At 36.6% G+C, this 15,940-nt stretch carries 10 protein-coding genes and 1 tRNA gene; 1 reads left to right on the top strand and 10 read right to left on the bottom strand.

Annotated elements, in window-relative coordinates; genetic code table 11:
* Positions 1-88: 88 nt before the first annotated feature.
* The 4 genes from HMPREF2988_RS08185 to HMPREF2988_RS08200 all read right to left on the bottom strand — a co-directional run bounded on the left by HMPREF2988_RS08185 (position 89) and on the right by HMPREF2988_RS08200 (position 6,542).
* Entirely contained in the window at positions 89-1,981 is a 1,893-nt protein-coding gene (locus HMPREF2988_RS08185; RefSeq protein ID WP_257243316.1) for a VirD4-like conjugal transfer protein, CD1115 family, read from the bottom strand.
* 34 nt (positions 1,982-2,015) lie between these two features.
* The gene (locus tag HMPREF2988_RS08190; RefSeq protein ID WP_070770391.1) at positions 2,016-4,661 is read right to left on the bottom strand and encodes a V-type ATP synthase subunit I domain-containing protein; all 2,646 of its coding nucleotides are present in this window, start codon (positions 4,659-4,661) and stop codon (positions 2,016-2,018) included.
* 28 nt (positions 4,662-4,689) lie between these two features.
* Positions 4,690-5,019: a hypothetical protein gene (locus HMPREF2988_RS08195; protein ID WP_025477334.1), complete on the bottom strand. Its 330-nt coding sequence runs from the start codon at positions 5,017-5,019 to the stop codon at positions 4,690-4,692.
* Between the two features lie 98 nt (positions 5,020-5,117).
* Complete coding sequence (locus HMPREF2988_RS08200) at positions 5,118-6,542, bottom strand: AcpB/EbpR/MafR family transcriptional regulator (RefSeq protein ID WP_002336171.1); 1,425 nt, start codon at positions 6,540-6,542, stop codon at positions 5,118-5,120.
* A gap of 726 nt (positions 6,543-7,268) precedes the next feature.
* On the opposite strand from HMPREF2988_RS08200, the gene HMPREF2988_RS08205 reads away from it, so the two are divergent.
* Positions 7,269-8,708, top strand: coding sequence for an AcpB/EbpR/MafR family transcriptional regulator (locus HMPREF2988_RS08205; RefSeq protein ID WP_070770396.1), 1,440 nt, complete (start codon positions 7,269-7,271; stop codon positions 8,706-8,708).
* Positions 8,709-8,801: 93 nt separating this feature from the next.
* Here HMPREF2988_RS08205 and gor read toward each other — a convergent pair whose 3' ends face one another.
* The 6 genes from gor to HMPREF2988_RS08235 all read right to left on the bottom strand — a co-directional run bounded on the left by gor (position 8,802) and on the right by HMPREF2988_RS08235 (position 15,854).
* On the bottom strand, positions 8,802-10,148 hold the full coding sequence (gene gor, locus HMPREF2988_RS08210) for a glutathione-disulfide reductase (protein ID WP_070770392.1): 1,347 nt from the start codon (positions 10,146-10,148) through the stop codon (positions 8,802-8,804).
* Between the two features lie 133 nt (positions 10,149-10,281).
* Positions 10,282-11,535, bottom strand: a complete 1,254-nt coding sequence (locus tag HMPREF2988_RS08215) for a peptidase U32 family protein (RefSeq protein ID WP_016629233.1) — start codon at positions 11,533-11,535, stop codon at positions 10,282-10,284.
* Between the two features lie 5 nt (positions 11,536-11,540).
* Entirely contained in the window at positions 11,541-12,464 is a 924-nt protein-coding gene (locus HMPREF2988_RS08220; RefSeq protein ID WP_070770393.1) for a peptidase U32 family protein, read from the bottom strand.
* A 220-nt stretch (positions 12,465-12,684) separates the two neighbouring features.
* Positions 12,685-15,171: an ATP-dependent Clp protease ATP-binding subunit gene (locus HMPREF2988_RS08225; protein WP_070770394.1), complete on the bottom strand. Its 2,487-nt coding sequence runs from the start codon at positions 15,169-15,171 to the stop codon at positions 12,685-12,687.
* Positions 15,172-15,177: 6 nt separating this feature from the next.
* Positions 15,178-15,645: a CtsR family transcriptional regulator gene (locus HMPREF2988_RS08230; protein WP_002310600.1), complete on the bottom strand. Its 468-nt coding sequence runs from the start codon at positions 15,643-15,645 to the stop codon at positions 15,178-15,180.
* A 135-nt stretch (positions 15,646-15,780) separates the two neighbouring features.
* Positions 15,781-15,854 (bottom strand) — tRNA-Arg (locus HMPREF2988_RS08235).
* Between the last annotated feature and the right edge of the window lie 86 nt (positions 15,855-15,940).

The following is a 15,940-nucleotide window of genomic DNA, read 5'->3' on the forward strand; positions in this document are numbered from 1 at the left end:
ACATGAGGAAAGAGTTCAAGAAGTACCTTCTTATTTCTTGAAGCTTACCACTTCTGTCACAACCTCTCTCATAATCAAACTGTCTCTCTCAAGGCTTCCTCGTCATAGTTATCGTCATGTTCTTCTTGATACTCATCATACAAATCAGCTTCCTCATCAATCGTGTCATCTGCTTCGTATAATGTCTCGTCAAAGTCTGAGAGCAACAGTTCACTGACTCATAAGGCAACTCCTCTTGTCCAGGAAGCAACTGCTCCTCTTGCTCGGAAAAATCTCGCGTATACATATATTTCTCTGTGACGTCTCCGAGTTTTTTATAATTCTTGTGTTTAGTAATGTCATATTTTGAAGATAGAAACGGATGGGCTCCTCGAATTTTCAGAATACATTCTTGACCTTTCAAACTTGCGACTTCATCAGGGTCCATCAGGTTTCTTCCTAGTTTTTGGAAACTTTCATTGAATGAGCCATTTGCCCCCTTCGTCACACTGATGTTTCGTTGTTCGATCGTTTCTTTACCCAATAATTTAGAGATATATTCATGGGTGCTTTGTTCCATCCCTCCCAAGTACAAGAAGGTATCGCTTGTCCCGATGATTGTTTCCCATGTGTTCTTATACAATGTTTTCAGCTGACTGATATTTTGCAGGATCACACTTGTCGAGATTTCCCGACTTCGGACAACAGATATCACTTTTTCAAAATCTGGGATCTGACCGATATTGGCAAATTCATCAAGAATACAGCGTACGTGAACAGGCAGCCGTCCTTTGTATTCGTTGTCTGCTTTGTAAACCAGCATGTCAAATAACTGCTGGTACATCATACTGGCCAGAAAGTTGAAACTCGTGTCTGTATCTGGTAATAAGATATATAAGATGGTCTTCTGATCTCCAATCGTATCCAATGCTAGTGTGTCTTTGGAAACAAGCTGTCTGACACTTGGTATGTCAAATGGTGCCAGACGAACCCCCAAGCTGACTAAAATACTTTTCGTTGTTTTTCCTGCCGATAATTTAAAGATTTTGTATTGTGCAACAGCAAAATTCTGCGGGTCCTTTTCTTCTAATTCTTGGAATAAAACATCTAACGGACTGACAAAGTTTGGTACGTCTTCATCAATATCAGCTAATCGGACTAATTCGATCACACTTCCTAATGTACGATCTTCTTCCACGACCTCTTGGATCAGATAACTAAAAATGGCCATCAGCAAAGCCGTCTCTGCTTTTTCCCAGAATCCATCTCCACCTTTTTTATCCGGATCAGTTGTATTCTTGATCAAGTTGTTAATGATCTTTAAGATATCATCTTCATTTCTGAGATATTTGAAAGGATTATAGTAGTCGGTTGCTTTCCGGTTGATCAAATCAAAAATCTTGATCTTATACCCCGCTTCTTCAAACATTTTTCCTGTCTCCATCAACAACAATCCTTTGGAGTCACTGACAACATAGGAAGAATGCATCTGCATCAGATTAGGTTTTACAAAGAACCGCGTTTTACCACTTCCGGCTCCTCCTACCACGACGATATTTTTATTACGGTTGAAGTTGTCTCTTTTTGTAATCTTCATTCGACCAGATAAAGACAGACTTTCTGTTTTCGTCAATAAGATATTGAAGTCTTTCTTTTTATCGATAAATGGTCTGATATCTCCAGGCTTCCCCCATCGCGCGCTTCCATATTCTTCGTTTGGTCTGGTATTTTTACTATCAAATGTCTTATATAAAACGAGCAATATATAAGCAATCCCAAACACAAAGCCTGACAGTAATGACATTTGTGCGAATTCGATATGGATGGTGAATTCCGCTATTTCTGCAAAGCTCTGATTGATTGCTTCCATGATCCTATCTGCTAGCTCCAATGAAGCAAATCCTTCACTTAAGAACAGAAAGACGATCCGATTTCCAAAATAAAAAAGTATGCTAAAGACCAATAGATGGAGGCTAAAAATTATAAAGCGTGAATTTTTCACATGACTCTCCTTTTCATTTTTTCTTCTGTTTCATTTAATGGACTATCTGCTCCTTTTTTGGAGTTGGTTGACTGTTGCTTCTGGTACGTGCTGGGCTGTTTCTATTGCTATCATCTTTTCCGTTTTGATTACCTGCCCTAACAACTGCATCTTGTTTTAAATCTTGAAATTGACGTGACCCTGTTACTGGTGAAACTTGAGAAGACGCATTTCGATTATTTTCTGTCAATTTTTGATTTATAGGAATTACTTTGTTAGGTTCTTTTACTTGTTGGTTATCTTTTGAGTATGCAAACAAGTTGGAGTCTATGGATCCAAGAGAACTTTGAGAACTTATTGAGCTTCTTTTGGCACCTAAAGCATCCTGAGAAACTACTGGGCTTGTTCGAGAAATATCTGACGAGATGCCTTGTTCTTTTGCTTCTTTTATTTTTGAATCTTTAGTTACTTCTTGTACCTCTTTCACTTTCTCTTCTTTTTGATTCGAGAGGTCAAATGTACGAAGTGCTTTTTCTAATTTTTGATTAAAGTTTTTCTCTTCTCTTTTATTCAAATGATTTTCTACTTTTTTCAATCCAAATTTGTCGATCAGTTGCGCCCCGATACCCACAGAAGCCCCCATCAACGCTACAGTTCCAAGGGTAAATATACCGGCTCCAACTAGTCCTGGTGCGATGATTGGCATGAGGAATACAGAAGCTACTGCAATCAACGTACTTCCGCCTACTATGATCGCGAGTGTATTCCAATTGTTCTTCAAGAAATCTTTCGTTTTGGTTTTCCAATCTTTTTTCGTGGAAGGTTCTAGACTTGGTTCTGCCGTTTTTTCTCCTTTAAGCGTTTCTTTGCCTTTTTCATTTGTCGTTATATCTGTTTTCTTTGCTTCTTTTTCTGTTTCTTTGACTGCTTCTTTTGTTACTTCTTTTGTTACTTCTGGCTGCTCTTTTTCTTTTGTCAGTCCTTTATTTAGTTCTTCTTTATCTTTCTGAGCTTCGCGTCGATTGGCTATTTTTTTCCTCGCATAATTGATCAATTTAGGGACATAATAACTGGCACAAAAGAAAGAAAAAGCAGTAATCGCAACTGGTGCCGCATAGAGACTAACCGTCAGAGCTGGTAAAATCATCACTGCCCAACTCACAAATAAAGGGTATGCCGCCAAAGGCCATAGATGCAACGCTCGGCGGAGCCAACGCATTTTTTTAGAATGTGGGAATAGTTCTTTTTTTAAATCTTTGATATCCATGCTTTTGATCTTTTCGATATCTGTTTTGATCTTGTCAGTATCTGCTTTGATATTTTCAATAGTAGCGGATTGCCCCTTTGGCAGTTGGATCATTTCGGGCTTCCACGTTTTAGGGTCATCTAACTGGGGCTTCAGTTTTGCGAGTTCGGCTTCATTTTCTTGGATCTTCTTATCTATCGCATTTAATTCTGGTAAATGTTTTGCTTTTTTAGGAATGATACCAAGTATTTCTCTTTGTTTTTCAATCGTCACTTGGAGCAGTTCTTGTCTAGCTTTTAAGTTTTCGCCGATTGCTGTATGTAAAGCATCTTTAGTTGATTTATCCGGCTCCTCTTTCTTGTCTCTTTCAGGTGTATCTTGCGTCTTTTTACCACTATCTGGTACGTCTGTCCGAGACTCTCCAGGATCGCTAGCAGCTCTTGGACGAGGTCCATTTTCCCGTTTTTGGCTAGGTTGCTCTTGAATGATAACGTTCGGCTCAATAGGATGAGGTGCTTTCTCTGACTTTTGTGTTTCTTGTCTCTGCCATAATGGATCACGTGGCATAGGTGGTGGCACTGGAATACTCGGCTGCACCTTTTCACTATCAGCTTGATGCAAAGGTACACTTTCTTTGACTATTTGGCTAGGCTGCTCTTTGGGGATATCTTCCTTTTTGGGCAGATCTTTGGAGAATTCTACTTGTGCAATAGGAACAGTTCGTGAAGTTGCAACATCAATGGTTTTGATTTGTGATTCAATTACTGTTTTTTCTTTTTCTAGTTTTTCGAGCTGTACAATTACCACATCGTTATTTATTTCCCAACTTTTTCGCCGTTCTTCTTTAGGTGTTGGGGGTAGCATAGGTTTAAGTTCTTTAATTTTCTGTTCTATTACCTCTAAATTTTGAGATAAATGGTTTTTTAGTTTCCTCGATTCCTCTCTTAGTATGTTTACTCTTTTTTCAGCTGCTAGGATAGAATCATTTATGTTGCCGATCAGACGATTGTTTTCTGCCACATTTATTCGAGACAAAATCAGCTTCTCATTTTGATAGGTTTCAGTGTTAAACGTTTGATTGGATGTATAAACAACCGTGCCTTTTTCTTGCTTGATCTTCTCTTGATGGCCAGTGACTTTTTCAAGCTTCTCCTCGAATGTTTTTCTTTCCTGCTCCAACTCAACGAATGGCTTTTCATTTATCTTATTGATGATGCTTTGAAGTTTCTTTTCCTCTGAAAGATAACCATATAACTTTTTTTCTTCCGTTAGAGTTTCGATCTTTTTGTTAATTGCCATTGAAAGGGATTCGTTCAACCCATTGATATCAATATCGATCTTAGTGGCCTTACTTCGTTGTTCTTTGTCGACAATAGACAGGTCTTTTGTAAATCTTTCGTCTTTTAGGTCATATTCCAGAAGTTCAAATAACTTTTGATTGATTGGTGTAAGCATCTTTTTTACTTCCTCTCAGATTTTTACTCTATATACTGTTGTGGTTAACGACAAATTGCTTGTTCTTGGGTAAAATCGGTTCGTTTTTTAACTTATTTGTCTTGTCTGCATCCTTGGAAGCATCTGATATCCGATTGGCAATAGTCCCATATTGTCTATTGCTTTCCCTTGATGATGTAGATGAAATATTTGAAAGATTACTCTCTCTTTTGTTGGCTTTGCATTCTTTGTAACACTTGTATCCTGCGACTGGTAATAAAACAAGGGTTCTTGCCACGTAATACAATGCTTTGATCATTGAGGCCAATATTCTGAACGTAAAGGATAAAATACAAAATAAACCGATTAACTCTTTCATTTTCGTTCCTCCAGTGTTTTTGTTTTTATCTTAACGCTGAAAATTGTCTATACCACACCTACTTTTTCCGAAATAATAATTTATTGGCAACTCTTTTCTCAAGTAGAATGAAGAAACGTTTCCAAATTATGCCAGAAAGCATCCGTCGGTACTTTAGAAATTTTCAGAATGGCAGAAGATATGCGATTCAAATTCAAATTCACATCGGTCAATACTAGGTCATATTGGTTGATCAGTGTATAGTCTAAAGAAAAAACATCTTTTTCATAAATATCGACTTTCTTAAAAGAAGGGTACTTATTCAAAATCAAGTTCTTATATAAAATAGGAAGTCCCATTTCTTGTGAACTTAATAACAAAATAGACCGTTCTTTTAGTTTTGGCTCCACTCGATGCAATAATTCATTCGAAGAGACAATCAGCTCCAACAGTAATTCTTTTAACAAAAGTTCATTTTTCCGTACAGAGGATAAGTTAGAGATGATCAATGCACTTTGATAAGCTTCCCATATCTGGACTTTTTTCTTCAGGATTTTCTTATAAAAGATATCTGCATAGCTGACTTTGAAAAAAGTCAATTCTTTATAAAAGGTAATAAAACTGGTGAAATGCAAAACCTTTTCAGTTGTGACCGTTTCATTGATATTGGAAAGATAATAGAAATGTTTAAGAAACAGTTCTACTCTTCTGAGCATATACTCATCTGTTTCAGCTGGATTGGTAAAAAGCAGACTGAGATATGGGCTCAAAATATTTTCTATATTTTCTCTACTGATCACAAATTTATAATTTTGATTGATAAGCGTGCAGAAGACGGTATCGCTCTTGATCGTTTCCATAATTGAGTCAACGACAGCTGGCCGATCTGCCAGTTCCTCTTTGGGAATCAGATGGTCGTTCCCGATTCGAATGATCGAAGTAAAAATATAATAGACTGTATAAATGATTTTAGAAGAGCTAGCATCCCGTCCTTGCTTGATCAAACAGCGTTTCAACATTTTATAAATCATTTCAAAATAAGGAAGATCTTTTTCTTTGCAGATTTCTTTGAACATACTTGAGAAAAATTTGCGAATATAGATTTCATCACCGATGATTTGTAGTCTGGTGGTTAAGATGATTTGTATATCTAATCTTTCTTTTGAAAAGTACGTATTTATTTTGGTAATGATTCTCCTGACACTTGTCTTACTCAAAAATAATTTAGCTGAAATCTCAGTTAAAGACGGTTCTGAAATCAGAATGTATTTTAAGACTTCTATATAGATAGAATTATTTAGGATCTTGATAAAAATATCATCTAAATTGAGGTTACTGGGTATTTTCAACGTTACTTCTTTATACTGATTGACCTCGATGTACGCAGGAAAACAAGAAGAATTAAAATTATCAATATCTGCAATAATTGTTTTATCCGTCACTTTTAGCTCTTCCGCAAGGTCGTTGATCTCAGCCATATCCATGCTTAACAAGCAGATCAGCATGATTTGTCTCTCTAGTTGTTTTTCCAAAAATCCTACCATTTTTTACTTCCCCTTTTCTCGTTTGCTATTAAATCTATCCTACAGTTATTTACGCTAGAATTTAGTATTATTTTTTTTCTATTTTGGAAAACCTGTTTCTTAAAAACTGTTTTTGTATGTTATAATTATTATTTTTGGATAAACAGTATAAATAACTATATCTAAGGGAGTATGTATCAAAAAAATAAAAGAAAACGATCTTTTATTTTTGGAAACAAAAAATCGAATGAAGAGCAACTCCCTTGAAATATCATTTTCAACCCTCGAAGATATAAATAAAAAAACAATTTTATATAAAATAATTAAAAGTATAGTTGGTTTAATTTTCATTCAGTAGTTATATTTGCTATTTTAAATAACAATAATCTAAAGAACATAAGCATGATATTTCTATCTAAGCTTTTTATTTATGTTTTATTTTTTTACTGTAAATATAGAGAGTACAATAATGATTTATAAATACATAATTAAAAATAACAAAAATAAAAAACAACCAACTATTCATTTTATGGTTATTTAGTTATTTTAATTAACAAAAATATGAGGTCAAAGCATTCTGTTTTTGCTGTTTTTGCTGTTTATTCTGCCTGTTGCTTAAAATTGTTGAACAAACATACAAATGAATCAATTTTCTCTATAACGTGGGATAATGGTTAAGAACGACCGAAAAGAAAGGAAGTGAAGGAGCGTTTTATCTATTATTTCTTAAAAAACGCAGATGGAAATATGACAGAAGATATAACTATGCTTGAAAAATTATCAGAAAGACAGTTAAGATTAGCCATGCTTTTGAGTATGGATTCATTTTATTTAGAAGACTTAGAGAAGAAAATTGCTGTAACAAAAAAAACACTCTTATCTGATATTGCCGCATTTAATTTTGTTCATTCTCCGGCATCTATTCATATCGACGAGCATCAGAAAGTTTCTTTGAGATTACCTTGTGAATATAATTTAGAAAGCATCACGAGTACTATCTTAAAACATTCAAGCCATATACAAGTGTTGAAAATCATTTTGATGCAAGAACCTTGTATTGCTAAACTAGCTGATCAGTTATTTCTAAGTACAGCAAGTATTCGAAGAATCATTATGTTTCTGAATGAATCCTTTCAAAAGCGAGGATTTCTTTTTAGAATCCACACTACTCCATATGTACATATTCAAGGTGAGGAGAGACAAATACGTTTTTTTTACTGCAGTTTATTTGAGGAGATCTATACACCGGATCAACTTCCTCATTACCAAATATTGTCTGCAGCTATCAAACGATACATGAAACTTTATCCTCCATTAAACAAACTATCTGGCCACAAACAGCTGTTTTTGATTTATTATTTTTTGATTTCTATTATCCGGATCGGAAAGAAACATAAATTATCCGATCAGTTGAAAAGCCAACCTCTCGAAATGGATATTGATTTATTTTTTGAGCGAACGAAAAATAACATTACATTTTGCTCCGTTATGGAGAAAAATTATCATTTCTATTTAACTAAAGAAACAGCTAGTGAACTTTTGCGTCCAATCAGCCAAATGATCCATTTTGCTTCTGTAAAGGCGCCAGCTCATGAAATCAAAAAATTAAGAAACTTGTCACAAAATTTCTATCGTTCTTTATCTACTGATACGATGTTATCTGATCAGCAATTAAATTACTTGTATCATTTGATTTCTTTCAAGAAGGAGTTTTTACCTTTTCTACCCAATTCCTTTAAACAATTCTTTGTGATCGTCTTGAAATCGGATCCACTCATTCTTTCTTTTTATGAACAAGCATTGGTGGAAGAAAATTATTCGTTTATTCTAACCAATCGTCTATTATATGAAGAATTGCTGGAAGAACTGGTTTTGCTGTCTCCAGCTCTTATTGATCGAATCATTCCAAAAAAAAAGACATATACAGTCATGATCCTTTCTTCTCAAGAACCGAAAGTTTGTTTCTTATATAAGGAATTGTTAACTAAAAAATTTCCTGAGATAAAAGAAATAAAAGAATATCAGGATAGCTTTTTTGATTTGAACTATCGGTTGATCAATCAATATGATTTGGTTTTGACTGACTTTCCTTTAGATAGGAACCAGCTGAATACGAAGATGATCAAAATATCCAACTTCCCTACTTATTCGTTTTGGGAAAATATCGAAGCAATCTTACATAAATAGTTAAAAAACAAAAAACCAGAAAATCAGTATACTGATTTTCTGGTTTTACATTGGTTTATTCAATAAAAAGCTGCTGGAACTGCTAGTATTAAATTATCGCATCGTTACGAATTCTTCCGCTCCTGTTGGATGGATGGCTACTGTATTATCAAAGTCTTCTTTAGTTGCGCCCATCTTGATAGCCACAGCAAAACCTTGTAGCATTTCATCGACACCTACACCAATAGCATGCAAGCCGACAATTTTTTCTTCTTTTCCGACGCAAATCAATTTCATTTCGCATTTTTGGCGATAATCATTCAAAGCAAAGTACATTGGAGTAAAGCGTGAACGATAAACTTTCAATTCATTTTCGCCATATTTTTCCAATGCTTCTTCTTCTGTCAAACCAATCGTTGCAATTGGTGGATGCGTAAAGACAACTGTCGGAACAAGATTATAGTCCAGATAAGAATCTTTCTTCCCATTAAACAAACGTTCCGACAAACGTCGGCCAGCTGCGATTGCAACAGGAGTCAAGTCTAATTTACCGATCACATCACCAACTGCAAAAATATGTTCATCCGTTGTGTTTTGGTATTTATCTACTTTGATAAATCCTTTTTCGTCCAATTCGACATTTGTATTTTCCAGACCTAAATTTTCAGTATTCGGTACACGCCCGCCTGCAAAAAGGACACAATCGCCAGTTAAGGTTTCACCATTTTCAAATAACACCGTGTATTCGTCATTGTTTTTAGTGATTTCTTTAGCAATATGATGTGCGTAAGTCTTGATCCCAGCTTCTTGGTACATTTGGATCAGATTGTCCGAAAGCATGTTATCAAACGTTCTAAGTGGACGTTCTTTTCGGTATGCCCACATGACTTCACTACCTAAACCACGAAATACACCTGAAAGTTCAGCTGCGATGTATCCAGCTCCTAAAACGATTGCTCTCTTAGGTAATTCCCTTAATTCAAAAAATCCATTTGAATCAATGGCGTACTCGCCACCAGGAATGCTCATCTTGCTTGCACGGCCTCCAGTCGCAATCAAGATTTTAGGCGCATGATAAGTTTCACCGTTTACTTCGATCGTTTGACTATCGATAAAAGTAGCATATCCTTTTATAGCCTCGACATGATTGCTATCTAATCCTCTTTGGTAAGCACCGTGTAGAAAATCAATATATTTTTCTCGTCTTTCTACTAGACCGGCGAAATCGACACTTTTTAAATCTGCTTGGATGCCGTAACTTGGAGCATCACGTTCAATTGTTTCCAAAATCGTACTTGCTTGCCACATGACTTTTTTAGGTACACAACCGACATTGACACAGGTTCCGCCTAATTCATTTGCTTCAATCAGCAAAACTTTTGCGCCATGCATCCCTGCTCTGTTTGCTGAAGCAATACCGCCAGAGCCGCCACCAATTACGATGTAATCATATATTTGCATTTTGTTCCTCCTTATTGAAGAGATCAATCAAAACCTTTATTTAACGATCCTTTTTCTACAGAAAACAAGTGTAACACTTTTCTTGGATTTTGTATGCGAAGATGCTTGAAACAGGACTGTATCAGCTTTTTCTTTATTTACGTTTCCGGATCATATCTCCAGGTTTCACTGGTTGTGCGACTGGCATGGTCAAAACCATCATTGGATTTGGTGCTCGGTCAATGGATTCCCCTTCTTCATTATGCATGATTTCGACTGTTTGACTGAAATGACTGAACCCTGGACCATAAAATTCGATTTCATCCCCTACAGAGAATAAGTTTCTCTGACGTATCGTAGCAATCTGTGTTGCCTCATCATAAGATAATACTTCACCGACAAATTTATATACTGGGATTTTACGACGTTCACCAAATAATTGCTCGTTTTCAGTTGGTGTATTGTAATAAAAGCCTGTAGCTAACTCTCGTTGTGCCACTTTCCATAACTCGTCGATCCATTCTTGTTTGCAGACATAGTTTTCAGGATCTTCCATATAGCTGTCTACAGCTGCTTTATAGACGTTTGACACTGTAGATACATAATGGATCGATTTCATTCTTCCTTCGATCTTGAAGCTGTCTACGCCGTTTTCAATCAATTCTGGAATATGCTCGATCATGGACATATCAACTGCACTCATCGAGAATTCTTCTTCAATTTCTCCTGTATCAGTCAAACTATTTCGTTCTTGACCAAAAGGCATATCGAACAATCCATATTTCCAGCGACAAGATTGAGAGCATCCGCCACGATTCGCATCCCGCATTGACATATGGTTGGACAATGTGCAGCGACCAGAATAAGAGATACACATGGCTCCATGAATAAATGCTTCGATTTCGATATCCGTATTTTTACGGATCTCTGCCACTTCCTCCATTGAAACTTCACGAGCTAAAACGACACGTTCCAACCCTTCCTCTTTCCAGAATTCCAATGTCTCAAAATTGGTTGCTGAAGCTTGAGTGGATAAATGGATCGGCAGACCTGGAGCTTCTGTCGCGCAAATTTCGATCAAAGCTGGATCAGAAACGATCACTGCAGAAATACCGACATCGCGCAGACTGCGGAAAAATTCCCCAGCGCCTTCTTCATTTCCTTCATGGGTGACCATATTAGCAGCCACGTACACTTTTGCATCGTGTTCTTTTGCAAAAGCAACCCCTTCAGCCATTTCTTCATAAGTAAAATTGCCTGCACGGCTTCTTAAACCATACGCATTTCCGCCAATATATACTGCATCTGCTCCATAATGGATCGCTGTTTTTAACTTTTCCAGTGTTCCTGCTGGCGCTAAGACTTCTGGACGTTTCAATTTTCTTTTTACTGTCATTTCATTCATCATACTCCTTATTTGATAGCAGAAGGATCAATATAAAAGAATCCTGTATCTAATTCACGGTTTTCAGGATGTAATTTGTTGATTTCGCTCGTCAATTTTTCTGCTTTTGCTTGATCCCAGCTACCTTCTAAAATTTGTTTTTTTGCTTCGGCGAATAGTTGAGTGATATTCACGAAATTTTCGCCTGGAGTAAATAACCCGTCCAATTTCCATGTACGGTAATGATGCTGATAAAGTTCATTCAATTCATTCGAGAGATTTAGATCATTACTGGCAAAAATATGTGTGCCATGACTATCTTCATAAATAGAATAATGTGTCTCTTCTTTTTTAGGTTCCGAGATAAAAAGACCTCTTTCACGATCTTTTTGTTCGTCTTGCTTCGTATAGTTATAGTAATTCTGTAGCAGTGGACGTTTGGATTGATGGATGCATGTAGCACCATACACAAGGATTTCTACAGGGATGTCGAGTTTTTCTTCCATCGCCTTCATCTCTTCAAAAGGAACTTCACGAGCAAGTATTGCGCCAACTGCGCCTTTTTTCGCCCAAAAATTGATTTGACGTGCACTCGTTACTAATGTTTCAGCATCATAAATATACGGTATACGCAATTCAGGATTTTTTTTCATCGTATAAATGATACCTGTATCACCAACTGTGATCACATCTACGTTTATTTCTTTTAAAAAAGCCAAATATTCAGGTACATTTTTCATTTTTTCAGGATGAATGATCCCATTTACAGCAATATTTGCTTTTTTACCATGCTTGTGTGCTAATTCTACTAATTGTCGCTGTTCTTCTCGTGTAAATGAAGCAGGCAGACGCAATCCAAATTGCTCTTCACCGAAATATAGTGTGTCTGTACCTGCAGCAAGCAACTGTTCTGCTTGTTTGATAGTCTCTACTGTGGTTATGAGTTCGATCATAATTTCCTCCTCCTACAACTTCATAATAGTAGCATAGCTCTAAAAACTTTCCAATACTTCTTCTATTTAAAGTCGGATTTTTGAAAATTATTTCACAAAAAGTCAAAATAAAGTTCGATATATTCTGTCCAAATATAAAAAGAGATTGTGACAAAAAACTTGTCACAACCTCTTAATCAAGTCTTACTATTATAAAAATTCAGCTACATAGACCAAGTACCTATAGGGAACCTACTGTTTCCTTTTTAGGCCCGCGAACATTCAATGTGATCTTTCCTTTTGAAGCACCTACTGTTACGTGGTCACCTAAACGAATCTCTCCGCCAAGCAACGCCTCGCTCAATCGATCTTCAATTTCTTTTTGAAGTGCGCGACGGATTGGACGTGCACCATATTCAGGATCAAATCCGGCTTTCCCGATCACATCGATTGCGGATGGGGTGATTTTCACTTGAATATCTTGTTCTTTCAATCGCTTGATAATCGCTTTACTCATGATTTGGACGATTGTATGGATTTCATCTTTACTCAATGAATGGAAGACGACAGTCTCATCAATTCGATTCAAGAATTCAGGTCGGAAAGCTTTCTTTAACTCTTCTAAGATACGTTTTTGCATGGCTTTGTGATCTTTCGTGACATCTTGGACATTAAATCCGACATTTTTTTCTTCTCGAATTTGTGTCGCTCCGATATTTGAAGTCATAATCATGATTGTATTTCTAAAGTCTACTTTTCTACCTTTAGAATCTGTTAAATGACCATCATCCAATACTTGCAGAAGTAAATTGAAAACATCTGGATGTGCTTTCTCCACTTCGTCTAAGAGAATCACTGAATATGGTTTTTGACGAATTTTTTCTGTCAACTGTCCACCTTCATCATACCCTACGTATCCTGGAGGAGATCCGATTAATCGGCTTGTACTGTATTTTTCCATAAATTCTGACATATCAACACGGATCAGGGAATCTTCGCTTCCAAACATGACTTCTGAAAGTGCTTTGGCCAATTCTGTTTTTCCGACACCAGTTGGTCCAAGGAACATAAATGACCCAATTGGACGGTCAGGATCTTTCAAGCCGCTTCGTGCACGACGGATGGCACGTGAAACTGCTTTGACAGCCTCATCTTGACCAACCACACGTTCATGCAGGAGACCTTCCAATTCTAACAAACGTTCACTTTCTTTTTTCTCCAACTGCTGTAGAGGGACACCAGTCCACTCCGATACAACTGTAGCAACATCTTCTTCTGTTACACGATCAGCATATCCTTGTTCCTGTTTTGCTTCGATTGCAGAAACTTTTTGTAGCTTTTTACGTAGTGCTTTTTCTTGTCTACGTAATTGCGCAGCATTTTCAAAGTCTTGTTTTTGGATCGCTGCTTCTTTTTCTTGTACTAATTCATCAATTTCTAATTTGATTACAGTTGATTTTGTTAAGTGATCGGTTTGATCCAAACGGACTTTCGCTGCTGATTCATCAATCAAATCAATCGCTTTATCAGGTAGTTGACGAGAAGTGATATAACGAACAGAAAGATTCACTGCTGCCCGCACAGCTTCATCTGTAATCTCTACCCCGTGGTGCTCTTCATATCTTGAACGTAATCCTTGAAGAATCTCTTCCGCTTCTTCAGGAGTTGGTTCATCTACTTGAATTCGTGCAAAACGTCGCTCTAATGCAGAATCTTTTTCGATATATTTTTGATATTCATCTAGGGTCGTTGCTCCGATCGTTTGTAATTCTCCTCGAGCTAACGCCGGTTTCAAGATATTCGAAGCATCAATTGCTCCTTCTGCTCCACCTGCACCAATCAAGGTATGCAATTCATCAATGAATAAGATTACTTGACCATCATTATAGATTTCGTCGATGACTTTTTTCATTCGATCTTCAAATTCACCGCGATATTTCGTACCAGCAACCAAAGATCCCATATCAAGCATCATCAGGCGCTTTTCTTGCATGTCTTCTGGTACTTCTCCTAAAATGATTTTTTGTGCTAGTCCTTCAGCAATGGCTGTTTTACCTACACCAGGTTCGCCCACCAGTACAGGGTTGTTCTTTGTCCGTCGGCTAAGAATCTGAATAAGCCGTTTGACTTCTCTAGAACGACCAACAACTGGGTCCAACTTGTTTTCTTTTGCTAATTTCGTCAAATCGCGTGCTAATGAATCCAGTGTAGGTGTTCCTTGCGGTGTTTGCCGTTTATCTTGTATATTTCTACGACGATTCATTCCCTTTCCACCCGAATCACCAGCTAGTCCCATTTTTTGTTTCAGAACTTGTCGGGCTTTTGAAAGGCTGATACCTAAGTTGATCATGATTCGAGTAGCCATGATACTTTCATCTTTTAATAAGCTCATCAAAATATGTTCTGTTCCAACTTTTTGAGAACCCGTTTTCTTTACTTCGCTGCTAGCTAAAGCAAAAACTTGTTTCATTCTTGGAGAATATGGAAGAAAGACTCCTTTAGGGTAAGAACGGATACCGCCATAACCAATCAGATGTTCAATTTCTTCATAAATTTCTGTCTCATTCAAATCCATTTCACGTAATACTTTTCCAGCAATTCCATTTTGTTCAACTACTAATGCTAGTAAAACATGCTCTGAACTAACTGATTGATGTTTTAATCGTTTTGCTTCTTCTTGTGCAATTTCTAATACCGCTTGGGCTCTTTCAGTAAAAAGTTCTTCCATCTAATCTCACTTCCCATCTTCATAACTTAAACGTTCCAGAAATGCTCGGAGAATCCGAGCACGTGTATGATCTTCAAATTCATTGAAATTCAATGTGTTTTTTGCAATTGCACTTAACATCAAGTTTCCTTCTTTTTTTGTAATTATTTGGTCTTCATAAAGTTTTTGAATAATAGCAAAAGCATTTTTCTCACTGATTGTATCATCAAACAACTGATTTATCTGCTCAAGTAACTGTTTTTTATCTGAAATTCTTACTTTCGCAATTCGTATATAACCGCCACCCCCGCGTTTGCTCTCTACTAAATAACCGCGTTGGATGGTAAAACGGGTATTAATCACATAGTTGATTTGTGAAGGAACACAGTTAAAGAGGTCTGCCATTTCAATCCTTCGAATCTCGATCATTTCACTATTTTCCAGAATTTTCTTTATATATGATTCAATTAAATCCGAGGTATTCTGATGTGCCATCTTATTCATTCCCTTTGACTAATATTGACCTTAATTATAACGAATTTGGTAATAGAAAGAAAGAAGAACGCTTTTTGTTAAATAAATCCTTTAGAATCAACAAAAAAAAATACGGAATATACTATTCCGTATCGACGCGCCCAAGAGGAGTCGAACCCCTAACCTTTTGATCCGTAGTCAAACACTCTATCCAGTTGAGCTATGGGCGCATATTCAATTTAAAAAAATTATAAATCATTTGAAAACAAAAAGCAAGATAAAAAAAATCGGGAAGACAGGATTCGAACCTGCGACC

It is taken from the genome of Enterococcus sp. HMSC061C05 (genome assembly GCF_001814765.1).
GTDB classification, from domain to species: domain Bacteria; phylum Bacillota; class Bacilli; order Lactobacillales; family Enterococcaceae; genus Enterococcus_B; species Enterococcus_B lactis.